Genomic DNA, 22,398 nt, shown 5'->3' on the forward strand with positions numbered 1-22,398 from the left:
GTTCTGAAGTCGATCGCGAGGATCAGCGTTTCGGCGGCGCCGTATCCTGCCCGGACTTGTTCCGTGCGCCGTGGGACGCTTCGCCGCCCTTGCGTCCGGCCTGGGCCGCGAGGGAGCGATCCTGAGAGAAGCTGCGCTTCTCGCTGGGGACGCTGGCGCCGCCCTTGCGGGCGATTTCGCGCTGACGTTCCGGGTCCATCGAGGCGAAGCCTCGCTTGGAAACACCGGAGCCGCGGGTGGGCTGACCTTCGGCCATTTCAGATGTTCCTTTCGTAGACGGTGGCGCTTGCGCAAGAGAACCCGGCGCCGGCGCGGAGGTTCCGAGAAAGGATTAAAACCCTGTTCGACAAATGGGGGCTGCGTGCGTCGTCCGGCTGCGGAACCGCGACGATTCCGACGGGTTCATCGAGGCTCTGAGTGCAGAATTCAGGAGTTCAGCTCATGCCGGTTTCCAACGACCCGATCGCCCGCGCCGACAACGCGCCTTCGCCTGAGGACATCACCGAGGGCCGCTCGACGCGCAGCGACACCCTTGAAGGGGCCGCCGATGAGATTCTGGCGGCGGGCGCCCGGCCGCGCCCCCTGCGTCAGGCGGTGCGCGAGGATGCGGCCGAGGTGCGCGACTGGGCGCGCCGTCACGGCTCGGAAGCCTGCGAGGCGATTCGCGACGAGCCGATCCGCATGACGCTCTATGCCCTGGGGATCGGCGTCCTGATCGGCCTTCTGGCTGCGCGTTGAACTAGGCTGGCCCGGAGGCGGGCCGCGCGATGGGCGCCGCCTTCATCGCCTGATCCGAGACGAACGGATTGGTCCTTCGCTCGGCCCCGAAGGTCGAGTGCGGCCCGTGTCCCGGGACGAAGGTGACGTCATCGCCCAGCGGCCACAGCTTGGTGGTGATCGCCGTCAGCAGGGCCTGATGATCGCTGCGCGGGAAGTCGGTGCGCCCGACCGAGCCTTGAAACAGCACGTCGCCGACCTGGGCGAAGCGGGCCTCGCGGTTGAAGAAGATCACATGGCCCGGCGTGTGGCCGGGACAGTGGAAGACCTCCCACCTCGTCTCGCCCAGCGTCAGCACGTCGCCGTCGTCCAGCCAACGCGTGGGGGTGAAGCTGCGGGCCTCGGGCAGGCCGTATTTCTGACCCTGCGTGGGAATCAGATCGATCCAGAACTGGTCCTCAGGGTGCGGCCCCACGATGTCGAGGCCGGTCTTTTCCTGCATCTCGGCGGCGGCGCCGGCATGGTCCAGATGGCCGTGCGTGATCCAGATGGCGTCCAGCGTCAGACCGCGCCGCGCGACCTCGCCCAGAATGGCGTCGACCGAACCGCCGGGATCGATGACGGCGGCCTTCTTCGTCTGCGTGCACCAGACCGTCGTGCAGTTCTGCTGAAGCGGCGTAACGGGCGTGACGAAGACGCCGATGGGGGCTGAAGGCTGGCTCATGGGCCATCAGATAGCGGGCCGATGCCCACAAAGGAACCGCGTTGCGTTGACGTTTCGGCCCCTTCTCGACATAAGGGCGGGCTCCGAGGCGCCGCTCCCGAAAGGGGCGGCCCTGTTGCTTTATCCACCGCGCGCCTTCGTGGCGTCGCCACAGAGCGTCAGATACCCGACCATGCAAGTCGTCGAAAAGTCGAACGAAGGCCTCAGCCGCGTGATCGCGGTGACCATTCCCGCCGCCGAGCTGAATGAGAAGCTCGAAGCCCGCATCAAGGAAATGGCTCCCCAGATGAAGCTGAAGGGCTTCCGTCCGGGCAAGGTGCCGGCCTCGCACGTCAAGAAGACCTTCGGCCGTGACTTCATGGGCGAAATCATCAACGCCTCGCTGAACGAAACCAGCCAGGGCGCCCTGGAAGAGCTGAAAATCCGCCCGGCCGCGCCGGCCGAGATGAAACTGACCTCGGACATGGATAAGGTCATCGCCGGTCAGGAAGACCTGGCCTACGAAATGTCGCTGGAAGTCATGCCGGAATTCACCCCGGTCGACCCCAAGACCCTGAAGCTGACCCGCCCGACCTATGAAGCCTCGGAAGAGGACCTGGACGAGGCGCTGAAGGAACTGGCGTCGCAAGCCAAGTCCTACGAGGACAAGAAGGGCAAGACGGTCAAGGCCGCCGACGGCGACCAGCTGACCATCGACTTCCTGGGCAAGATCGACGGCGAGGCCTTCGACGGCGGCGCCGCCACCGACGCGGACCTGGTGATCGGCTCGGGCCGCTTCATCCCCGGCTTCGAAGAGCAGCTGAAGGGCGCCAAGGTCGGTGAAGAGAAGACCATCGAAGTGACCTTCCCGGAAGAGTACCAGGCCAAGCACCTGGCCGGTAAGGCCGCGACCTTCGACGTCACCGTCAAGGCCATCAAGGCTGAGGTCGAATCGAAGATCGACGACGAGTTCGCCAAGCGCATCGGCCTGGAGTCGCTGGACCAGCTGAAGGAATTGCTGAAGTCCAACCTGAACCAGCAGTACGCCGGCGCCACCCGCTTCAAGCTGAAGCGCGCCCTGCTGGACGTGCTGGACGAAGGCCACGACTTCCCGCTGCCGCCGAAGATGGTCGACGCCGAGTTTGAAGGCATCTGGGCCCAGGTTTCGGCCGACAAGGACGCCGGCCAGCTGCCGGAAGAAGACGCCAAGAAGTCGGAAGACGAACTGAAGGCCGAGTACAAGAAGATCGCCGAGCGCCGCGTACGTCTGGGTCTGGTGCTGGCTGAAATCGGCCGCGCCAACAACGTCGGCGTCTCGGATCAGGAACTGTCGAACGCCATCATGGCCGAAGCCCGCAACTACCCGGGCCAGGAGCGGATGGTGCTGGACTTCTACCGCCAGAACCCGAACGCCGCCGCCCAGCTGCGCGCGCCGATCTATGAAGAGAAGGTCGTCGACCTGATCGTCTCGGTCGCCGAGGTGAAGGACGAAGCCATCTCGAAGGAAGAACTGCTGAAGGAAGAAGACGAGGGCTAAGCTCTCTTCTTCAAGCCATGAGCCTTGCGATCCCCGTCCCGGATTTCCGGGGCGGGGATTTTGCTTTCCGTCGCCGCCTTGCGCCGAGGCCTCATGAACGCGATATCGTAGGGGACAGGCGCGCGCCGTGTGAGTCGCGTGACCTCCCTGAATTCGAGAAGGCCTTCATGCGCGATCCGATCGACTACATCTCCAACAACCTGGTGCCGATGGTGGTGGAGCAATCCAGCCGCGGCGAACGGTCGTTCGACATCTTTTCGCGCCTGCTGCGCGAGCGGATCATCTTCCTGACCGGCCCGTTCGAGGACGGCATGGCCTCGCTGATCTGCGCCCAACTGCTGTTCCTGGAATCGGAGAACCCGAAGAAGGAGATCAGCATGTACATCAACAGCCCCGGCGGTCAGGTGACTTCGGCGCTCGCGATCTACGACACCATGCAATACATCAAGTCGCCGGTCTCGACCGTGGTCATGGGCATGGCCGCCTCGGCCGGGTCGCTGATCCTGACGGCCGGTGAAGCGGGCCAGCGCATCGCCCTGCCGAACGCGCGGGTCATGGTGCACCAGCCCTCGGGCGGCTTCCGCGGCACGGCCTCGGACATCGAGCGTCACGCCGAGGACATCATCGCCACCAAGCGCCGCCTGAACGAGATCTACGTCCAGCACACCGGCCGTACCTATGAAGAGGTCGAGCGCACCCTGGACCGCGACCACTTCATGACGGCCGAGGAAGCAAAGGCCTGGGGCATCGTCGACCACGTCTATGACAAGCGCACCCAGGCCGACGACGACGGCGTTAAGGCTCCCTAAGCTTTAAACGCGCTTCGGCTGCGACAATTTACGAGGCGGGATTCGGCGACGGATTCCGCCTCGAATCGTGTTTGAAATTCGTTTCCAGCGAAGGGGGGCGCTTCATGGCGACGCAGTGGAGAGACGACGGCTTCCGGTATGGCGCCGTCACGCGCGGGCTGCATTGGGTCATGGCCCTGCTGCTGGCGTGGCAGTTCGCCGGCATGGCGGTGAAGGAGATCGTCGGCAAGGCGCCGATCACCGCCTTCTGGGTCGGGACTCACAAGGGGATCGGCGTGATCCTGCTGACCCTGATCGTGGTGCGCGCCCTGTGGGGCCTGTACAACATGAAGACGCGCCCGGCGCCCGGCGGCGGCTTCTGGGGCCTGGCCGCCAAGCTCGGACATCTGGCGCTCTACGCCTTGATGCTGATCGTTCCGGCGTTGGCTCTGCTGCGGCAGTATGGATCGGGCAAGCCGCTGGACGTGTTCGGCGTGCGCCTGATCGAGGGCGGCTGGGCCGAGGTGCCGTGGATGACCGCGCCCGCCAACGCCGCCCACGGCCTGCTGGCCTGGCTGCTGCTGGCGGCCATCGCGGGGCACATCCTGATGGTGCTGGTCCACCGCTTCATCTGGAAGGACGATACTGTCGGTCGGATGGTCGGCTAGGGTGGTTCAGTCCGCCGTCGCCGAGAGGGCGACGGCGGAAGACGTCATCAGACGTCCAGGTCGGCCTGGGCGAAGCGGGCGTTTTCCTGGATGAAGTTGTAGCGAGCCTCAGCCTTGCGGCCCATCAGGCGCTCCACCAGATCCTCGATCTCTTCCTCGCTGGCGGGCAGGGCGATGCGGGCCAGGGTCCGCTTTTTCGGGTCCATGGTGGTCTCTTTCAGCTGAGAGGCCATCATCTCGCCCAGCCCCTTGAACCGGCCGATCTCGGTCTTCTTGCCCTTGAAGGTCGTGGCCAGCAGTTCGTCGCGGTGCGCGTCGTCGCGGGCGTATTCCGACAGCGGACCCGCCGAAATCCGGTAGAGCGGCGGCAGGGCCATGTAGAGCCGCCCTTGACGGATCAGGTCCGGCATGGAGCGGTAGAAGAAGGTGATCAGCAGGGCCGCGATGTGGGCGCCGTCGACGTCGGCGTCGGTCATGATGACCACGCGCTCATAGCGCAGGTCGTCCACGCTGAAGCGGCTGCCCGCCTGCACGCCCAGCGCCAGCATCAGATCGGTCAGTTCGACGTTGGCGCGCAGCTTGTCCGCCGTGGCCGAGGCGACGTTCAGGATCTTGCCGCGCAGGGGCAGGATGGCCTGGGTCGTGCGGTCGCGCGCCTGTTTGGCCGAGCCGCCGGCCGAGTCGCCCTCGACGATGAACAGTTCGGTGCCCTCGGCGGCTTGCCGGCTGCAGTCCGACAGCTTGCCGGGCAGACGCAGCTTGCGGGTGGCGGCGGCGCGCTGGACTTCCTTGTCCTTGCGGCGACGCAGGCGGTCCTCGGCGCGGTCGATGACGAAGCCGAGCAGGGCGTTGGCCTGTTTCGGACTTTCGGTCAGCCAGTGGTCGAAGGGGTCGCGCAGCAACTGTTCCGTCAGGCGCTGTCCCTCGGGCGAGGACAGGCGGTCTTTGGTCTGGCCCTGGAATTCCGGGTTGCGAATGAAGACCGAGATCAGGGCGCCCGCATTGGCGATGACGTCTTCGGCCGTGATCTGGGCGGCGCGCTTCTCGTTGATCAGCTCGCCATAGGCCTTCAGACCCTTGACCAGGGCGGCGCGGAAGCCCGCCTCATGCGTGCCGCCGTCGGGGGTCGAGACGGTGTTGCAGTAGGAGGCGATGAAGCTGTCGGCGTCGCCGAAGCCGATCGGCGACCAGGTGACGGCCCATTCCAGCGCGCCGGCTTCGCCCTTGCGCTCTACACGTCCGGCGAAGACGGGGGTGACGGTCTCCAGTTCGCCCACGCGCTCGGCCAGGGCGTCGGCCAGGCCGCCGGGGAAGTGCAGCGTCGCCTGGGCGGGCGTCTGGTCGGTGATGCGCTCCGGCGCGCAGGTCCAGCGGATCTCGACGCCACGGAACAGATAGGCCTTGGCCCGCGTCATGCGGAACAGGCGCGCGGGCTTGAAGGTCGCGCCAACGCCGAAAATCTGCTCGTCCGGCTTGAACCGGATCAGGGTGCCCTTCTTCTTCGAGGGGCCGACCTGCTGGATCGGCGCCTGCACATGGCCGCGGCTGAAGGACTGGCGCCACTCGAAGCCGTCGCGCCAGACGGTGACGTCCAGGCTTTCCGACAGGGCGTTGACGACCGAGACGCCGACGCCGTGCAGGCCGCCCGAGGTCTCATAGGCCTTGCCCGAGAATTTGCCGCCCGAGTGCAGCACGGTCATGACGACTTCCAGCGCCGACTTGCCGGGGTGCTTGGGGTGGGGGTCGACCGGAATGCCGCGCCCGTCGTCGCGTACCGACAGATACCCCTCGGCGTCCAGATCGACGGTGATCAGCTTGGCGTGCTTGGCGACGGCTTCGTCCATCGCGTTGTCCAGCACTTCGGCGAACAGGTGGTGCAGGGCGCGCTCGTCGGTGCCGCCGATGTACATGCCGGGGCGTTTGCGAACGGGCTCAAGTCCCTCCAGCACCTCGATCGAGGAGGCGGAATAGCCGGTGGCGGCCGCCGTCGCGGCGCTGGCGTGGGACGTCAGCTCGACCTTGGGCTGATGCACGGGGGCCGGCGCCGGCTGGGGCGCGACCGGAGGCGTCGCCGCAGCGGGTGCGGGCGCGGGGGCAGCGGGCTTGGCCGGTTCGGCGTCGTCGAGGTTGGAAAACAGGTCGTCCATCAGGGCATTTTGCGGCGATTCGGGGCAGGGTCTGGTAGGCTTCGAAGACGGCGGGGGCAAGGCCCGCGTCAGTTCGGCGGATCAGGGATCAGGGCGCTCGGTCCGGGATCAGATTACGCGCCATCAGCGCCATGAACAGGGTCCACGGCAAATCCTGGTGCCTCATCAGCACGCTTTCCGACAGGCTCAGCAGCAGGAAGGCCGCCAGCCAGGCCAGGCTCCAGTATCCCTCGCGCCGTCCCAGGCCGGTCAGGCGGATCAGAACGGCCGCCGAGGTCACGGCGACGACGGCGCCGACCAGGCCGACGCCCGCCCAGCCCAACTCAGCGCGCAGGTCCAGCCAGCCTTGGTGGGCCGACGGCACGCGCCAGCCTGTCTCATGCCGGATCCACTCCATCGGCTCCGAGTCCGGCAGCCAGAAGGCGCTGTAGCCATAGCCCAGCCAGGGCCTGCGCTCGGTCATGCGGGCGATGGCGTCCCAGATTTCGGTGCGGCCGGTCAGGCTGGGATCCTTGCCGAACAGGGCCAGGATTTCGACGGAGAACTCGCTCCATGCCCACAGGCCGCCGACCAGGGCCGCGCCCATGCACCATACGGCGACGACGCCGAACACCGGCCCCATGCGTCGGATCAGCCGACACAGCAGAACAAGGCCGCCGCCCAGCATGGCCATGATCAGGGCGGTCTTGGATTGCGACCCCAGCAGGGCCAGGGTGCAGACCGCCAGGGCGGCCAGCGCCAGACGGCGGTCACGCTGGTCCGTCTGCGCGGCCAGCAGGGCCGAAGCGGCGATCAGGCCGAGCGTCATGACCATGCCCAGTTGGTTCTTCTCGTACCAGACGCCCCGCCACAGGCCGGCGTTGGCCGCATGGTGGACGCCGAACCCTGGAAAGACGAAGACGGCGATCAGGCTGCATAGCCCCAACGCCAGAAACGTCGCGGTCAGCATCCGGGGCAGAGCGATCCCGCGAAAGGCCGCGCCCAGATAGACGGCGAAGATCCCGGTCAGCCCGAGGGCCAACACCCGCCGCTCGGTCACATCCGGCGCTTGGGACCACAGGCTGGACGCCAGCGCCAAGACGACCATCAGCAATAGGGGGATGAAGGCGGGCCAGGCCGCCGCCATTCGCCGCGCGCGAAACCCGACCAGCCCTAGGATCACCAGATAGATCGGCGGCCAGACCAGCCGCAGCACTGGGGTCTCTTCCTGGTTCGGCGCGAAGATCGGGCCGAGCAGGGCGCCGGACAACAGGGCCAGGATCAGGCCTGCGGCCGCCTGTTCCCACAGGGTGGGAGCGTCGGGATCATGACGTGAAGGAGCGATCGCCCCCCTCACGCCTTCTCCACGAAGGTGTCGATGACCTTCTTCTCGCCCGCCTTGTCGAAACTGACCACCAGCTTGTTGCCCTCCACCGCGCGCACCTGACCATAGCCGAACTTCTGGTGGAAGACGCGGTCGCCGCGCGACCAGCCGGACGCCGCCTTGGGATCGGCGGTGGCGATCAGGCGGCCTTCGCCTTCGATCACGGCGCGGCGGGCATAGGCGGGCTTGGGAGTCTGGGCGGCGGTATAGGTCTGGGCGCGCTTCCAGCCGGGGCTGGAATAGCTGCCGCCGAAGGAGGGGGCGTCGTCCCAGCGGCTCTTGGCCTCCTTCATCCCGGTCGAGGCGCCGTAATAGCCGGTGTCCGACTGGGGCTCGACGTGGGCGATGGGCAGTTCATCGACGAAGCGGCTGGGCAGCTGAGAGGTCCAGCGGCCGTAGACCATGCGGTTGGCGGCGAAGCTGATGCGCGCATCCTGCTTGGCGCGGGTGACGCCGACGTAGGCCAGGCGGCGTTCCTCCTCGAGGCCCTTCACGCCCTTCTCGTCGATGCTGCGCTGGCTGGGGAAGACGCCTTCCTCCCAGCCCGGCAGGAAGACCAGCGGGAATTCCAGCCCCTTGGCGCCGTGCAGCGTCATGATCTGCACCGAGCCGGATCCGTCGGCGTTCTCGTCGCGGCGCTCCAGATCCATGACCAGCGAAACGTGCTCAAGATAGGCCTGCAGCGTCTCGAACGACTGCATCGACTGGGTCAGTTCCTTCAGGTTGTCCAAGCGCGTCTGGCCGCTGGTGCGGTCGGCCTTCTGCATGGCGGTGTATCCGCTCTCGTCCAGCAGGGTCTCCGTCACCTGCCAGTGGGGCGTGCCCATGGCCATCAGGTCGCGCCAGCGGTCCAGATCGCGCACGAAGTTGGCCAGCGGCGTGCGGGTGCGCGCCTGAAGCTCGTCCGTCGTAATCAGGTGGCGCACCGCCCGCATGGCCGAGACGCCGTTCTCGCGCGCGATGTGCAGGATCTTCTGGACGCTGGTGTCGCCGATGCCGCGTTTGGGAACGTTGACGATGCGCTCGAACGCCAGGTCGTCGTCCTCGGACTGGATCAGCCGCAGATAGGCGTGGGCGTCGCGGATCTCCGCCCGCTCGAAGAAGCGCGGCCCGCCGATGACGACATAGGGAATGGCCAGCATCAGGAAGCGTTCTTCAAACGCCCGCATCTGAAATGACGCGCGAACAAGAACAGCCATGTCCTTGTAATTCATGCCCTGCTTGCGCGCGGTTTCGATTTCGTCGGCGATCAGGCGGGCCTCGGCCTCGCCGTCCCAGACGCCGCGCACCCGCACCTTGTCGCCGCTGTCGTCCTCGGTCCACAGGGTCTTGCCCAGCCGGTCCTGATTGGCCGCGATCAGGGCCGAGGCCGCCCCCAGAATGTGCTTGGTCGAGCGATAGTTGCGCTCCAGCCGGATGACCTTGGCGCCGGGGAAGTCACGCTCGAAGCGCAGGATGTTGTCCACCTCGGCCCCGCGCCAGCCGTAGATCGACTGATCGTCGTCGCCGACGCAGCAGACATTGCCGGTCGAGGAGGTCAGCAGCCGCAGCCACAGATACTGGGCGACGTTGGTGTCCTGATATTCGTCCACCAGGATATAGCGGAACCGGCGGCGATATTCCTCCGCCAGATCAGCATGTTTCGACAGGATGGTGATGTTGTGCAGCAACAGGTCGCCGAAGTCGCAGGCGTTCAGCGTCGCCAGCCGCGCCTGATAGGCGGCGTACAGCGCCGGGCCCTTGCCGTTGGCGAAGTCCTCGCCCGGCGGCAGCTTGTCGGGCGTCCAGCCGCGGTTCTTCCAGTGGTCGATCATATGGGCCAGCGACTTGGGCGTGAATCGCTTGGTGTCGATGTTGGCCGCTTCCAGAAGCTGCTTCAGCAGCCGTTCCTGATCGTCCGTATCCAGGATGGTGAAGCTGGACTTCAGCCCGACCAGTTCCGCATGGCGACGCAGGATCTGCGCCGCGACCGAGTGGAAGGTGCCCAGCCAGCGCAACCCCTCGGACGACGGGCCGATCAGATGGCCGATCCGCTCGAGCATCTCGCGCGCGGCCTTGTTGGTGAAGGTGACGACCAGCAGCTCCCACGGCTTGGCCCGGCCCGTCGCCAGGATATGCGCCAGGCGCGTGGTCAGGACGCGCGTCTTGCCTGTGCCGGCGCCCGCCAGCACCAGCACTGGCCCCTCGGTCGTCTCCACCGCCTCGCGCTGCTCGGGGTTCAGGCCCGACAGATAGTCGGCCGCCGCGCCTTGCGGAGCTTGGGCGCGGGCGAGGTCGGAAATGCGGGGAGCGGGCAGGTCAGTCACAGGGGCGGATACTCAGGCGGCGGGACAGGCGGGCGAGCCGCCGGAATCTGAATGGGAGAACATAAGCAGCACAGCGACCAAAGTCAGGCCTATTCGCACACGGCGCTTCCGGAACCGCGCAGTCAGAGCGTCGTTCTCGCACACGACAGGGTCAGCAAAGGGAAGGGATGCCTTATGGCGGAAAACTCAAGCGGCGGCGGCAACGCCGGTCTCGCCTTCATCGTCGGCGGTTTGGTCGTTGTTGTGGCTGTCCTGGCCTGGTTCCTTCTGGGCCGAGGCGGGGCGTCGGACACCAAGAATGTCGATGTCGAGGTCAAGCTGCCTGAAGTCTCGGCGCCGGATGCGCCGAGCGGTCCTGAGGCCGCGTCATGACCGATCCCAATATCCCGCCTGAGCGCGTCGTCCATCAGACTACCGTCAACAACGCCCCGGCGCCGCGAAAGGGCGGCGGGGCGGGTTTGGCCTTCATCGTCGGGGGCCTTCTCGTCGCCGTGGCGGTGATCGCCTGGTTCGTCTTCGCCGGAGGAAGGGCGCCGGCGCCGTCAACGCCCGAATTGAACGTCGACATCAATGTGCCGACGCCGCGCCTGCCTGAGGTTCCAGACCGCCCGGCTCCGCCCGAATTGCCGCGCCCCTCTGAACCGCCCCAGGTGGCCGCGCCCGAACCACAGGGCGGATGAGGCCGTGAAGGTCGCCTTGAAGCGCGTCTATGAACCGCCGTCCGATGCGGATGGGACGCGCATCCTGGTCGACCGCCTCTGGCCGCGTGGTCTCAGCAAGGACAAGGCCCGCGTGGACCTATGGCTCAAGCAGATCGCGCCGACGACGGAACTGCGGCAGTGGTTCGGCCATGATCCGGCGAAATGGACGGAGTTCCAGCACCGCTATCGCGCGGAGTTGGAAGCCAATGGCGATGTCGTATCCGAACTGAAGGCCGCGCTGGCCGATGGCCCGGCGACCCTGGTCTATGGGGCCAGGGACGAAGAGCACAACGACGCCGTCGTGCTGGCGGCCTATCTGACGGACCCCTGACCAGGCGGGCGGATTGGCGCGGGCCTATTTCAGTCGATAGCTGATCGTCGTGACGACGCGGACCTTCTTGTTCGGCGTGCTGGCTTCGTCGCCCGTGCCGTCGCGCGACAGGATCTCGAACGAGCCCTGTCCCGCCGTCTTGATCGGCCCCAGCGGCGCGCCGGAATCCTTGGCGAACTGCTCGGCGCCGCTGCGGGCGGCGGCCGTGGCCTCGGCGATCATGGCCGGGCGCACGTCGTTCAGCTTGGTGAAGATATAGGACGGGCCGTTGAAGTCCTGCAGCACCACGCCCTGCCGCACCAGATCGTTCAGGTTGCGGGTTGTGGTCTGCACCCGGTCGACGTCCGTGGTGCGCACGATCAGGGTCTGGGTCAGGATGAAGCGCGGCCCGCCGGTCTGGCTGGCGTATTCGCGCGATCGGGTGTCGGCCACGCCCAGCTGACCCAGGTCCACGGCGTCGTCGGGATAGCCCTGCGCCTTCAGAAACTGGCGCACGATGGCCAGGTCGCCGTCGATGCGCGCCTGCACCTCGGACAGTACGTCGCCTGAGGTTGTGAAACGGATCGGCAGGACGGCCAGATCGGCCTTCACGTCCTTTTCCGCCAGGCCGCGCACGGTGACGGAGCGGTCGCCCGCGCGGGCGTTGACCACGCCCTGACCGATCAGGGCGCCGCCGCCGATGAGGCCCACGGCCACCAGTCCGCCGAAGACGGCGGCGGGGATGAGGCGGTTCCTGTCGATGTCAGCGCTCATGAGGTCTTCTCTTCTGCGAAGCTGCGGTCGCCGCCGACCCATTGCAGGGCCAGGATGCGGCAGGCGGAGGCCAGGGGGCGGCGGCCCCGCCAGGCGTCGATGCGGATCAGCAGGCCGGACCGGCTTAACGTCAGTTCGGCCGCGATGGCGTCCAGCACGGCCCAGAACTCAGGCTCCAGCGCCACCGAGGTGGCGTGGCCGGACAGCAGCACCGATCGTTTGGCGAGGCCGCTCAAAGCTTAGCGCACGCCCACCATGACGATGTCGGCGCTGGTCGAAGCGCCGTTGGTCAGCACAGCGTAGTTGGTGTCGGTGGTGAAGCGCAGGGCGCCGGAGGCGTCGCGGATTTCAGCACGTGCGGCATAGCGGTGGCGGGCGTCGATCTTGTCGCTGGGCACCGAAAGGGTGACGGCGTAGGGCGGGGCGCGACCGTTCAGGGGCTGGCGCACCTCGGCCATGGTGCGGGACGGCGCGTCCATCAGGCTGACGTCCTCGACCTTGACCGTCAGGACATGGCCGGGCGGCAGCATGATGCGTTCGCGATAGGTGGCGGTGACCTGGACTTCAGTCATAGAGGCTTCGGGCATGGAGGAGCAGGCGGCGGCCAAAAGGACCGGGGCCAGGGCGAGGGGGGCGAGGAATGAGCGCATCGGCGTCTCCTTTGTGCGCGTCTAGCTTAGCAGAACGCGCCAGCGTCACATAAGGCTGCAACAGTAGAGAGACGGCGGGGACAAAGCGGTGCTATCGGAAGTTCCCGTTTCGTTTCGACCGAGTCGCCGGCGTGTCACAGTCTGAAGCTCCCCAATCCGAAACCGCGTCGTCGCGCCTGTCTTCACCCGCTGTGTTGGCCATCGGCGGCGTCGGGGTCTGCGCCCTGATCTGGGGCACGACCTGGTACGCCATCACCTTCCAGCTGGGCGCCGTCGATCCGGTGATTTCGGTGGTGCTGCGCTTCGGCATCGCTTCGGCCTTGCTGGCCCTGATCGTCAAGGCGACGGGCGGTCGGCTGGCTCTGACGCGCGGCCAGCATCTGGCGGCGCTGGGGCAGGGGCTGTTCTCCTTCGCCATCAGCTACGCCTTCGTCTACGCCTCGGAGGAGAAGATCGCCTCGGCCGTGGTGGCGGTGATCTTTGCGGCGCTGGCCTTCCTGAACCTGATCCTGTTCCGCGTCGCCTCGGGCCAGAAGGCCGCCGCCGCCGCCTGGCTGGGCGCGGGGCTGGGCGTGGTCGGCGTCGGCGTCCTGTCGGCGGGCGAGGTGATGGGCGCAGGCCTGGGCGTCCACGCGGTCGCGGGCGTCAGCTTCGCCGTGATCGCCGTCGTCGCCTCGGCCTTCGGCAACTGGTTCGCCTGGAAGGGGCAGCAGGCGGGTTCGCAGGTGCTGCCGTCCACCGCCTGGGCCATGGCCTACGGTACGGGGACGCTGGCGCTCTACGCCCTGGTCACGGGCGTCTCCTGGTCGGTGGCGTGGAGCCCGGCCTATGTGATCTCGCTGCTGTATCTGGCGGTGTTCGGCTCGGTCATCGCCTTCGGTCTTTATTTCACCATCGCGCGGGCGAGGGGGTATGCCACCGCCAGCTATATCTCGGCCCTGACGCCGCCGATCGCCATGCTGGTGTCGGTGATGTTCGAAGGGGCGCGCTTCGGCGTGCTGGCCTTCGTCGGACTGGCTCTGGTTCTGGCCGGGCAGGTGTTTCTGATCCGCGCGCCCAAACGCTCGGCGGCCTGATCAGGCCTCGCCCGTTACGACCGGCGCGTCGGGACGCGCCCCCCATTCCGCCCACGATCCGTCATAGAGGCGCGACGGACGCCCCAGCACGGCCAGCCCCAGCGTCAGGACGGCCGCCGTCACGCCGGAGCCGCAACTGGTGATGACGGGCCGCTCCAGATCGACGCCCGCCGCGCGGAAGGCGTCCTCCAGCGCCTGAGCCTGCTTCAGCGTCCCGTCCGCATTCAGCAGGCTGGAGAAGGGCAGGTTCAGCGCCCCCGGCATATGGCCGGCTCGCACGCCGGGGCGCGGCTCGGCGGCTTCCCCCCGGAAACGCGGCGCCCCACGTGCATCGACCACCTGAAGACCGTCCGCCAGCGCGGCGCGCACCTGATCGAAGTCCGTCACGGCGTCGGCGTCGAACCGCGCCTCAAACTTCGCGGGGACGGGAGCCTCGGCCGCGCCGCCTTGCAGAGGCCGCCCCTCGGCTTTCCATTTGGGCAGGCCGCCGTCCAGCACGCGCACCCGCTTGGCCCCCATCGTCCGCAGCGTCCACCAGACCCGCGCCGCCGAGAACAGCCCTTGCGCGTCATAGACCACGATGTCGTCGCTCTCCGTGACGCCCAGCGCGCCCATCGTCTCGGCGAAGATGTCCGGCGACGGCAGCATGTGCGGATAGGGGCTTTCCCGATCCGACACGGCGTCCAGATCGAAGAAGACGGCGCCCGACAGCCGCTCGCGCTCGAAATCCGCCCGCGCATCGCGCCCGTCCAGCCACCAACTGGCGTCGATGATTCTCAGGTCCGGCGCGCCCAGCCGCGACGCCAGGGCTGCGGTTGAGATCAGGGGCGTGTCGGTGTGGGTCATTTCGTCAGACTATCATGATCGCGCGGCCGGTGGTCAGGGCCTGAGTCGCCGGATAAGTTGCGAAAACGCATCCGCGACGCCACCTGTCCGCCTGAAAGCCGCGGCATAGGCCCGCGAACCGCCGTTGAAACCAGTCGAAAGCGCCGCCGTGACCTCTCCGAACGCCGTCATCACCCTGTCCGAAGGCCTCAAGAAACCCGTCGTCATCGGCGGCGGCGCCCGCATCGTCTTCATCGCCGGTCCCTGCCAGATGGAAAGCCGCCAGCACGCGCTGGAGACCGCTCATCAGTTGAAAGAGATCGGCGAGCGTCTGAACCTCGGCATCATCTACAAGACCAGCTTCGACAAGGCGAACCGCACCAGCGCCAGCGCCGCGCGCGGCATCGGCCTGAAGGACGCCCTGCCGATCTTCGCCGAGATCCGTGAAGTCACCGGCCTCCCGACCCTGACCGACGTTCACTCTGAAGCCCAGTGCGCGGGCGTGGCCGAGGCCGTGGACGTGCTGCAGATCCCGGCCTTCCTGTCGCGCCAGACCGACCTGCTGCTGGCCGCCGCCGCCACGGGCAAGGCGATCAACATCAAGAAGGGGCAGTTCCTGGCCCCCTGGGACATGAAGAACGTCATCGCCAAGGTGACGGGCGCGGGCAACCCGAACGTCATGGCCTGCGAGCGCGGCGCCAGCTTCGGCTACAACACCCTTGTCAGCGACATGCGCGCCCTGCCGATCCTGCGCGAGATCGGCTGCCCGGTCGTGTTCGACGCGACCCACAGCGTGCAGCAGCCGGGCGGGCAGGGCACCTCCTCGGGCGGTCAGCGCGAGTTCGTGCCGGTGCTGGCCCGCGCCGCCGTCTCGGTCGGCGTCGACGCCGTCTTCATGGAGACGCACGAAGACCCGGACAACGCCCCCTCGGACGGCCCCAACATGGTGCCGCTCAGCCAGTTCGAGGCTCTGGCCGCCGAATTGATCGCTTTCGACGACCTGGCCATCAAGCTGGGTCACAAGGGGCCGATGGCGAAGACGGCGTGAATCCGCTAGTTCGGCGTCATGGCTGAACGTTCTCTTGATCTCGGCGCCCTGCAGTCCCTGCTGGAGCGCGTGCGTGACCTGAAGGTCGCCTGCGTCGGCGATCTGATGCTGGATCGCTATGTCTATGGCGAGGTCAGCCGCATCTCGCCCGAGGCGCCGATCCCCGTCCTGCGCGCGCGACGCACCGTGGCCATGCCTGGCGGGGTGGGCAATGTCGCCCGCAACGTCGCGGCCCTGGGCGGACAGGCCCGCCTGGGCGCCGTCGCGGGCGATGACGCGGCGGGCGCCGAACTGGCCGATCTGATCGCGGCTGAAGACCGGATCGAGGACGCTCTGATCCGGCCCGAGGGCGCCGCCACCATCGTCAAGACGCGCTTCGTCGCCGCCGGCCAGCAGTTGCTGCGTCTGGACGACGAGGCCGCGCTCCATTCCGGCTATGCCGACAAAGGCGTGTTCCAGGGCGCGGGCGCCATCCTGCTGTCCGATTACGCCAAGGGCGTGGTGGACGACGGCGCCATCCAGGCGGCGCTGTGGGCCGGGGCCGAATACGGCGCGCCGGTCATCGTCGATCCCAAGGGCCGCGACTTCGCCCGCTATGGCGCGGTCGACGTCATCAAGCCGAACGCCAGCGAACTAGCGGGCGCCACCGGCCTGCCGACCGAGACCGACGAACAGGTCGAGGCGGCGCTGGCCGCCCTGCTGGCCGCTACCACGGCCAAGGCCGTCATCGTCACCCGCGCGGGCAAGGGCATGACGCTAGCGCGGCGTGGTGGCGGCGTCACCCACTTCCCCGGCCGGGCGCGTGAAGTGTTCGACGTCTCGGGCGCCGGCGACACCTGCCTCGCGGCCCTTGGGCTGGCGCTGGGCGCCGGCGCGACGCTGGAGCAGGCGGTGCAGTTCGCGATCCTCGCGTCGGGCGTGGTGGTCGGCAAGAGCGGCACCGCCGTCGTCACGCCCGCCGAACTGATCGAGGCCGAGATGAGCCAGCACGCGGCTCTCGCCCAGTCCAAGGTCACTCCGCTGGACGAACTGGCCGATCAGGTCGAGGCGTGGAAGCGTCAGGGCCTGAAGGTCGGCTTCACCAACGGCTGCTTCGACATCCTGCACCGCGGCCACGTCGCCTATCTGAGCCAGGCGCGCGGCTGGTGCGACCGGCTGGTCGTGGCGCTGAACACCGACGCCTCGGTGCGCCGCCTGAAGGGCGAGGGGCGCCCGGTCAATGATCTGGACAGTCGCGCCGCCGTCATCGGCGGTCTGGCCAGCGTCGATCGCGTCACCGCCTTCGACGACCCGACCCCCATCGCCCTGATCGAGCGGCTGAAGCCCGATGTGCTGATCAAGGGCTCGGACTACACCAAGGACAAGGTCGTCGGCGCCGCCGAGGTCGAAAGCTGGGGCGGCGAAGTCCGTCTGGCCGACTTCGCCGACGGCTATTCCACGACGAAGACCATCGAGAAGATGACTGGAGAGCAAGCATGACCCCGCGAATGATCGTCGTCACGGGCGGCGCGGGCTTCATCGGCTCCAACATCGTCGCCCGCCTGTGTGAGAGCGGCGCTTGGGACGTGGTCGTCTGCGACCGGCTGGAGACGGCCGACCTCGCCAAGTGGAAGAACATCGCCAAACACCCCATCGCCGACCTGTGGGCGCCCGAAGAGCTGTTCGACCAGCTGGAGCGTCACGCCGAGCGCATCGAGGCGGTGATTCACATGGGCGCCATCTCCTCGACGACCGAGCCGGACGCCGACCTGATCCTGCGCACCAACTTCACCCTGTCGCGCGACATCTGGGATTGGTGCGCGGTGCGCGGCGTGCGGATGATCTACGCCTCTTCGGCCGCCACCTACGGCGACGGCGAGACCGGGTTCGAGGATCGCGACGATCCTGAGAGCCTGAATGCGCTTCGCCCGCTAAACGCTTATGGATATTCGAAATACCTGTTCGACCAATACGCCGTGCGTCAGGCCGATCGCGATGAGGCGCCGCCCCAATGGGCCGGGCTGAAGTTCTTCAACGTCTATGGTCCGAACGAGGGCCACAAGGGCGGCATGAAGTCGGTCGTCGCCCAGATCTGGCCCAAGGTGCAAGCGGGCGAGACGGTCAGCCTGTTCCGTTCGCACAACCCGAACTATCCCGACGGCGGCCAGCTGCGCGACTTCGTCTTCGTCGACGACGTGGTCGGCATCATCCTGTGGCTGCTGGAGAACGAGGCTGTCTCGGGCGTATTCAACGCCGGATCGGGTCAGGCGCGTTCCTTCGCCGATCTGGCGCGCGCCACCTTCGCGGCGGCGGGCAAGGAGCCGTCCATCGCCTATATCGACATGCCCGAGGCGATCCGCGACCGCTATCAGTACTTCACCGAGGCCAGCATGGATCGCATCCGCGCCCTCGGCTACGGCGGCCAGTCGACGCCGCTGGAGGAAGGCGTGCGCCGTTACGTCCAGGACTTCCTGGCCCAGCCGGACCCGTACCGCTGATGCGCTCCAAGCTGACCTTTCGACAGTGGGTCGGCTACACGGGCTTCGCGCTCGTCCTGTTGCTGACGGCGGCGGTGGCCGTGTGGCGCGGCGACATTTTGCGCGCGGGGTTGGACCCTCAGATTCCGTTCCAGACCTATGAGCCCCCGGCCGCGCCCGACTATGACGACAAGAGCGCCTGGGCGCTGCTGAACGCCCGTGCGCCGGGCGCGGGGGCGGCCCATGTCTTCTTCGTCCACTCCACCACCTACGACGGCGGCAGCGACTGGAACGGGGCCATCGACGACCGCCGCGCCCTGACCAAACTGCGGACCGTCGTCCTACCCAACTACGCCGGGCCGTTCGCCTCGGCAGGCGACGTCAGCGCTCCCCTGTATCGCCAGGCCAGCCTCTACAGCCGCCTGACGCTGCGCGAGGACGCGCGCGAAGCGCGGGCTTTCGCCTATGGCGACATCGAGGCCGCCTTCGACCGCTGGCTGGCGCAGCGGCCGGACGGTCCGATCGTTCTGGTCGGGGTGGAGCAGGGCGCTGATCTAGTCGACCGTCTGCTGCATGATCGGGTGGCCAGGGACGCTTCGCTCAAGGCGCGTCTGGTCGCCGCCTATCTGGTCGAGGGTGTGACGCCGGTCAGCCGTTTCACCCACACGCCCTTGTGCCGCACAGACGATGAAACCGGCTGCGCCTTGTCCTGGCGCGCGGTCGAGGAGAACGGCGAGGGCGAGGCCAAGCGGGTCATTCGCCGCGCCCTGACCTGGAACGATCGCGGCGCCCTGGTCGAGGCCGCGGACGCGCCCATCGCATGCGTCAACCCGGTGACAGGATCGGTCGATGCGCCCGTGTCCGAGGCGCGTGAGAGCCGAGGCGCCACCAACGCCACCAATCTGGAATGGGGCGCGCGGCCCGCATTTCAGCGCCGCCTGGTCGCGGCCGAATGCCGGGAGGGCATCCTGTGGCGCTCGCGCCTGAGCTCGGAATCCTTCCGCACGCCGGTGTCCTGGGCCGATCAGCGTCGGATCCCGGCCTACAACCTGTTCTACGCCGACATCGAGGCGGACGTGCTGCGTCGCCTCAAGGCCTGGGAAGACGCTCACGCTGCCGCGGCCGTCTGAAGGAGCTTTGGGCGGCCGCTGTCAGGCCATGCTCATGTTCAAAGCGGCCATCAGGGCGTCGCGGATGGCGGCGTCGGTGAAGGGCTTCTGCACCGTGGGATTGCCGCGCCAGTGCTCGGGCAGTCCGCTTTCGCCATAGCCGGTCGAGAAGACGAAGGGGACGCCCCGCGCCTTCAGCGCCTCGGCGATGGGAAACACCTCCTGGCCCGCCACATTGACGTCCAGCAGGGCGGCGTCGAGATCGGTCTCGCCGGTCACGACGCGCAGGCCGTCGCCGACATTCGATTCCGGGCCGATGACGGTGCATCCCATGTCGCTGAGAATGGTCTCCAGCAGCATGGCGACCAGGGACTCGTCCTCGACGATCAGCACGCGGCGGCCTGAAAGCACGTCGGTCATAGGGTTTCCGTTTCTAGGGGCAGGCTGATCTCGGCGCAGAAGCCTTCGGGCGGATAGGAGAGCTGCACCGTCCCATGCAGGTCATGGCGCACGTTGCGCTCGATCAGGCGGGTGCCGAAGCCGCGCCGTTCCGGCTCGGGGATGGGGTCGCCGCCGGCTTCGCGCCAGGTGATGTGCAGGCGCGGAGACTTCTGGTTGTTGATGGCCCAGTCGACCATGACGCGGCCGTCGCCGCAGGCCAGGGCGCCGTATTTGGCGGCGTTGGTGGCCAGCTCGTGGAAGATCATGCCCAGCGACACCGCGCGCGCCGGCGACAGGGCGACGTGCGGCCCGTTCATGGTCAGTCGCCCGATGCCGTGGGCCTGGGTCTCGTGCTCCAGCACGGCGCGCAGGTCGGCGCCTTCCCAATGGCTCCGGGTCAGCAGGTCGTGGGTGTGCGACAGGGCGAGGATGCGAGACTGGAAGGCGGCGGCGAAGGAGCTGGGATCCTGGTGCGTGCGCGCGGTCTGCATGGCGATGGACTGGACCGTAGCCAGGGTGTTCTTCACCCGGTGGTTCAACTCGTCGATCATCAGCTTCTGGCGCTCGGCGGCCAGCACCACATCGGTCACGTCGTGCCCCTGGACGAAGATGCCGACGATCTTTGCATCGCCGCCGCGAATGGGCTGATAGGCGAAGTCGATGTAGCGGTGGTCCAGCGGACCGTCCTGCGCATGCCGCAGGGCGAAGGCGCGCTGGCGGCCATAAACAGGCTCGCCCGTCTCATAGACGTCGTTGAGAAAATCCAGATGGCCCTGGTCGCTCAGTTCGGGCAGGGCGTCGCGCACCGGCTGGCCCAGAATGTCGCGATGGCTGACCAGTCGATAGCAGGCTTCATTGCAGAACTGGATCATGTGGTCGGGGCCGTTCAGCACCGCCACGAAGCCCGGCGCATTCATCAGCATGTCGGTGAGCTGCTTGCGTTCGGCTTCGAGGCGCTGGTTGTTGGCTTCGATCTTCACGGCCCGTCGGAACACCTCATCGCCGACCATGGCGTCTAGAGCGGATGACTGGCCCGCCCCGTCGACCGTCTTTTGGCGCAGACGTAGAAGCTCGGTCACATCGCTGGTGTGCTGCAGGATGTGCGTGACCTGACCGTCTTCATTTTTGATCGGCGTATGGGTGCAGCTCCAGAACCGATCATCGAAGACCGGCTCTCCGTCGGGGCCGGGCGTCAGAACGGGATAGTGCAGGACCGCCAGATGATCCGGTTCGCCCGTGGCCAACACCTTGTCGAAGGAGGCGCGCAGCCGGCGGCTTTCCTCTTCGCTGTCGGGAGCGTCGCCCGGCGCGAACATTTCCATGACGTGATGGCCGATCAGGTCGTCGCGCCGGCGTTGAGTGACGTCCAGATAGGCCTGGTTCATGCCGGCGAAACGCAAGTCGCGATCCAGCAGCATATAGGGGTTGGGAGAGGAGTCGAACGCCGCCACCAGATCGATTGTTTTGGCGAGCTTCCGCAAATCCAACCCCCTATCACTGCGTCCCTAACGCGGGATAAGCGGAAAGGGTGCCCGTTTCCTGGCCTGAAAATGCAGCAAAAGTAAAGGTTGGGAGCTAGGCGCTCAGGCGCAACGCCTCAGATAGGGCGTGGTACATCGGTTTGGGCTGGTAATCGACGTCATAAGGCAGGCCGCGGTTCGGCGGAGCGTCCGCATACTGACGTTGCGGGGGCTCGGACAGCCAGGAGTGGCGGTCGCTCAGGCCCCAGGTGACGACGCCGCGGACCTGGGTGAAGGCCAGCATGGTCTCCAGATAGCGGCGCGTCTCATCGGCGACCTTCTGATCGCGCGCGGCCGCCGTGCCGTGGAAGCTGGATTCCTTCACGTCCAGTTCGGTGATCGTGATCTCCAGCCCCAGATCGACCAACTGCTGCGTCATGTCGCGCAGGCCGTCGGCCGCCAGCGGTCCCTTGGACAGGTCCAGGTGCGCCTGAACGCCGATGCCGTCCAGCGGCGTGCCTGAGGCGCGCAGCCGTCGCGCCAGGGCGACGATGGCCTTGCGCCGGGCCTGATCCACGGGATTGTCGTATTCAAAACCGTAGTCGTTGACGACCAGATGAGCCTTGGGCGCGAGCGCGCGCGCCTCTTCCAGCACACGCTCGATATAGGTCGGGCCGAAGGCGCGGTGGAAGACGTTGCGTCTCAGGCCGCCCGCGCCGCCCTGGGTGTCGATCGGTTCGTTGATGACGTCCCAGTCGGCGATGCGGTCGCCGTATCGCTTGAGCACGCGCTCCAGGTGCCCGGACATCAGCGACCAGTCTCGACGCCGCAGCATCTCCTGCCTGGCCCAGTCGGGCGTGCCCTGATCCCACAGCAGGGTGTGGCCGCGCACCTGCATGCCGTGGCTTTGCGAGAAGTCGAGCAGATCGTCGACCGGGGCGAAGTTGAACTCGCCCTTGCGCCATTCCAGGGAGTTCCACTTCAGATGGATTTCAGGCGTCAGCACCTGACAGTCGCGCAGGACCGCGCCGCGCAGTTCGGCGTTCTGACGCAGTTGTTCGGCTCGGACGGCGGCGCCGAAATATCGGCCCTGCGCGCTGGCGGCGTCGGCGAGGGTGGCGGTCTTCACAGGCGGAGGATCCAGCGGAAGGCCTTCGCGCACAGGACGCCACGCCGCCAGTCCAAGGGCGGGCGCAAGCGCGGCGGCGCCGATGAAGGCTCGTCTGGTGGGTCGCGGCAGCATTCGGCTGCACCTCCTCAGGAACGCGAGAAGGCTGCCTTACTACGCCTAACTTCTCGTTAAGGCGCAATCTTAAGAG

The 22,398-nt window shown here is 67.3% G+C and carries 24 protein-coding genes; 12 read left to right on the forward strand and 12 right to left on the reverse strand.

Going from position 1 to position 22,398, the window contains the following annotated elements; all coding sequences use genetic code 11:
• Nucleotides 1–22: 22 nt before the first annotated feature.
• A complete protein-coding gene (locus FGL25_RS06255) occupies nt 23–256 on the reverse strand; it encodes a general stress protein (protein ID WP_003165326.1) in 234 nt (77 codons plus the stop codon).
• Nucleotides 257–441: 185 nt separating this feature from the next.
• Between FGL25_RS06255 and FGL25_RS06260 the strand changes: the two genes are divergently transcribed.
• Entirely contained in the window at nt 442–738 is a 297-nt protein-coding gene (locus FGL25_RS06260) for a hypothetical protein (protein WP_138141259.1), read from the forward strand.
• Nucleotide 739: 1 nt separating this feature from the next.
• On the opposite strand, the gene FGL25_RS06265 is transcribed toward FGL25_RS06260, so the two are convergent.
• A complete protein-coding gene (locus tag FGL25_RS06265; protein ID WP_128720201.1) occupies nt 740–1,441 on the reverse strand; it encodes an MBL fold metallo-hydrolase in 702 nt (233 codons plus the stop codon).
• A 172-nt stretch (nt 1,442–1,613) separates the two neighbouring features.
• On the opposite strand from FGL25_RS06265, the gene tig reads away from it, so the two are divergent.
• From tig to FGL25_RS06280, 3 genes are all read left to right on the forward strand, one after another.
• Entirely contained in the window at nt 1,614–2,957 is a 1,344-nt protein-coding gene (tig, locus tag FGL25_RS06270) for a trigger factor (protein WP_138141260.1), read from the forward strand.
• Between the two features lie 167 nt (nt 2,958–3,124).
• Complete coding sequence (locus FGL25_RS06275; protein ID WP_003165321.1) at nt 3,125–3,766, forward strand: ATP-dependent Clp protease proteolytic subunit; 642 nt, start codon at nt 3,125–3,127, stop codon at nt 3,764–3,766.
• Between the two features lie 104 nt (nt 3,767–3,870).
• Nucleotides 3,871–4,413: a cytochrome b gene (locus FGL25_RS06280; RefSeq protein WP_138141261.1), complete on the forward strand. Its 543-nt coding sequence runs from the start codon at nt 3,871–3,873 to the stop codon at nt 4,411–4,413.
• Between the two features lie 47 nt (nt 4,414–4,460).
• On the opposite strand, the gene FGL25_RS06285 is transcribed toward FGL25_RS06280, so the two are convergent.
• The 3 genes from FGL25_RS06285 to FGL25_RS06295 all read right to left on the reverse strand — a co-directional run bounded on the left by FGL25_RS06285 (nt 4,461) and on the right by FGL25_RS06295 (nt 10,229).
• Complete coding sequence (locus tag FGL25_RS06285) at nt 4,461–6,560, reverse strand: DNA topoisomerase IV subunit B (protein ID WP_197733806.1); 2,100 nt, start codon at nt 6,558–6,560, stop codon at nt 4,461–4,463.
• A gap of 88 nt (nt 6,561–6,648) precedes the next feature.
• A complete protein-coding gene (locus FGL25_RS06290) occupies nt 6,649–7,896 on the reverse strand; it encodes an O-antigen ligase family protein (protein WP_046654157.1) in 1,248 nt (415 codons plus the stop codon).
• Entirely contained in the window at nt 7,893–10,229 is a 2,337-nt protein-coding gene (locus tag FGL25_RS06295; RefSeq protein ID WP_138141262.1) for an ATP-dependent helicase, read from the reverse strand. The genes FGL25_RS06290 and FGL25_RS06295 overlap by 4 nt, the downstream gene beginning before the upstream one ends.
• A 174-nt stretch (nt 10,230–10,403) precedes the next feature.
• Here FGL25_RS06295 and FGL25_RS06300 point away from each other — a divergent pair, with 174 nt between their 5' ends.
• Genes FGL25_RS06300 through FGL25_RS06310 form a run of 3 tightly spaced genes read left to right on the forward strand, consistent with a single transcriptional unit; the run spans nt 10,404 to nt 11,261 of the window.
• Nucleotides 10,404–10,601 carry a hypothetical protein gene (locus FGL25_RS06300; RefSeq protein WP_138141263.1) on the forward strand — a complete coding sequence of 66 codons (198 nt, stop codon included), beginning with the start codon at nt 10,404–10,406 and terminating at the stop codon, nt 10,599–10,601.
• Nucleotides 10,598–10,909, forward strand: coding sequence for a hypothetical protein (locus FGL25_RS16820; RefSeq protein ID WP_164917947.1), 312 nt, complete (start codon nt 10,598–10,600; stop codon nt 10,907–10,909). Before FGL25_RS06300 ends, FGL25_RS16820 begins: the two co-directional genes overlap by 4 nt.
• Nucleotides 10,910–10,913: 4 nt before the next feature.
• A complete protein-coding gene (locus tag FGL25_RS06310; RefSeq protein ID WP_003165314.1) occupies nt 10,914–11,261 on the forward strand; it encodes a DUF488 domain-containing protein in 348 nt (115 codons plus the stop codon).
• A 24-nt stretch (nt 11,262–11,285) separates the two neighbouring features.
• Here FGL25_RS06310 and FGL25_RS06315 read toward each other — a convergent pair whose 3' ends face one another.
• From FGL25_RS06315 to FGL25_RS06325, 3 genes are read right to left on the reverse strand one after another with little or no spacing between them, the layout of a single operon-like run.
• Nucleotides 11,286–12,014 carry an SIMPL domain-containing protein gene (locus FGL25_RS06315; protein ID WP_138141264.1) on the reverse strand — a complete coding sequence of 243 codons (729 nt, stop codon included), beginning with the start codon at nt 12,012–12,014 and terminating at the stop codon, nt 11,286–11,288.
• Nucleotides 12,011–12,250, reverse strand: coding sequence for a ribbon-helix-helix domain-containing protein (locus FGL25_RS06320; RefSeq protein WP_076222665.1), 240 nt, complete (start codon nt 12,248–12,250; stop codon nt 12,011–12,013). Before FGL25_RS06320 ends, FGL25_RS06315 begins: the two co-directional genes overlap by 4 nt.
• Before the next feature lie 3 nt (nt 12,251–12,253).
• Nucleotides 12,254–12,664: a YbaY family lipoprotein gene (locus FGL25_RS06325; RefSeq protein ID WP_138141265.1), complete on the reverse strand. Its 411-nt coding sequence runs from the start codon at nt 12,662–12,664 to the stop codon at nt 12,254–12,256.
• Nucleotides 12,665–12,795: 131 nt separating this feature from the next.
• Between FGL25_RS06325 and FGL25_RS06330 the strand changes: the two genes are divergently transcribed.
• Nucleotides 12,796–13,740, forward strand: a complete 945-nt coding sequence (locus FGL25_RS06330) for a DMT family transporter (protein WP_232464007.1) — start codon at nt 12,796–12,798, stop codon at nt 13,738–13,740.
• Here the strand turns inward: FGL25_RS06330 and sseA are convergent, their stop codons facing one another.
• Nucleotides 13,741–14,586, reverse strand: coding sequence for a 3-mercaptopyruvate sulfurtransferase (sseA, locus tag FGL25_RS06335; protein ID WP_138141266.1), 846 nt, complete (start codon nt 14,584–14,586; stop codon nt 13,741–13,743).
• 124 nt (nt 14,587–14,710) lie between these two features.
• On the opposite strand from sseA, the gene kdsA reads away from it, so the two are divergent.
• The 4 genes from kdsA to FGL25_RS06355 are packed head-to-tail and all read left to right on the forward strand — an operon-like array spanning nt 14,711 to nt 19,199.
• Complete coding sequence (gene kdsA, locus FGL25_RS06340) at nt 14,711–15,613, forward strand: 3-deoxy-8-phosphooctulonate synthase (RefSeq protein WP_436835250.1); 903 nt, start codon at nt 14,711–14,713, stop codon at nt 15,611–15,613.
• A gap of 18 nt (nt 15,614–15,631) precedes the next feature.
• The gene (gene rfaE2 / locus FGL25_RS06345; protein ID WP_138141267.1) at nt 15,632–17,092 is read left to right on the forward strand and encodes a D-glycero-beta-D-manno-heptose 1-phosphate adenylyltransferase; all 1,461 of its coding nucleotides are present in this window, start codon (nt 15,632–15,634) and stop codon (nt 17,090–17,092) included.
• Entirely contained in the window at nt 17,089–18,090 is a 1,002-nt protein-coding gene (gene rfaD / locus FGL25_RS06350) for an ADP-glyceromanno-heptose 6-epimerase (RefSeq protein ID WP_252970053.1), read from the forward strand. The genes rfaE2 and rfaD overlap by 4 nt, the downstream gene beginning before the upstream one ends.
• Nucleotides 18,090–19,199, forward strand: coding sequence for a DUF3089 domain-containing protein (locus FGL25_RS06355; protein WP_138141268.1), 1,110 nt, complete (start codon nt 18,090–18,092; stop codon nt 19,197–19,199). The genes rfaD and FGL25_RS06355 overlap by 1 nt, the downstream gene beginning before the upstream one ends.
• Before the next feature lie 21 nt (nt 19,200–19,220).
• Here FGL25_RS06355 and FGL25_RS06360 read toward each other — a convergent pair whose 3' ends face one another.
• From FGL25_RS06360 to FGL25_RS06370, 3 genes are all read right to left on the reverse strand, one after another.
• Nucleotides 19,221–19,598, reverse strand: a complete 378-nt coding sequence (locus FGL25_RS06360) for a response regulator (protein WP_040345610.1) — start codon at nt 19,596–19,598, stop codon at nt 19,221–19,223.
• Nucleotides 19,595–21,100, reverse strand: a complete 1,506-nt coding sequence (locus FGL25_RS06365; protein WP_252970054.1) for an HWE histidine kinase domain-containing protein — start codon at nt 21,098–21,100, stop codon at nt 19,595–19,597. Before FGL25_RS06365 ends, FGL25_RS06360 begins: the two co-directional genes overlap by 4 nt.
• A gap of 94 nt (nt 21,101–21,194) precedes the next feature.
• Nucleotides 21,195–22,322 carry an endo-1,4-beta-xylanase gene (locus FGL25_RS06370; protein WP_138141270.1) on the reverse strand — a complete coding sequence of 376 codons (1,128 nt, stop codon included), beginning with the start codon at nt 22,320–22,322 and terminating at the stop codon, nt 21,195–21,197.
• Nucleotides 22,323–22,398: the final 76 nt, after the last annotated feature.

It is taken from the genome of Brevundimonas vancanneytii (genome assembly GCF_901421975.1).
GTDB classification, from domain to species: Bacteria; Pseudomonadota; Alphaproteobacteria; order Caulobacterales; family Caulobacteraceae; genus Brevundimonas; species Brevundimonas diminuta.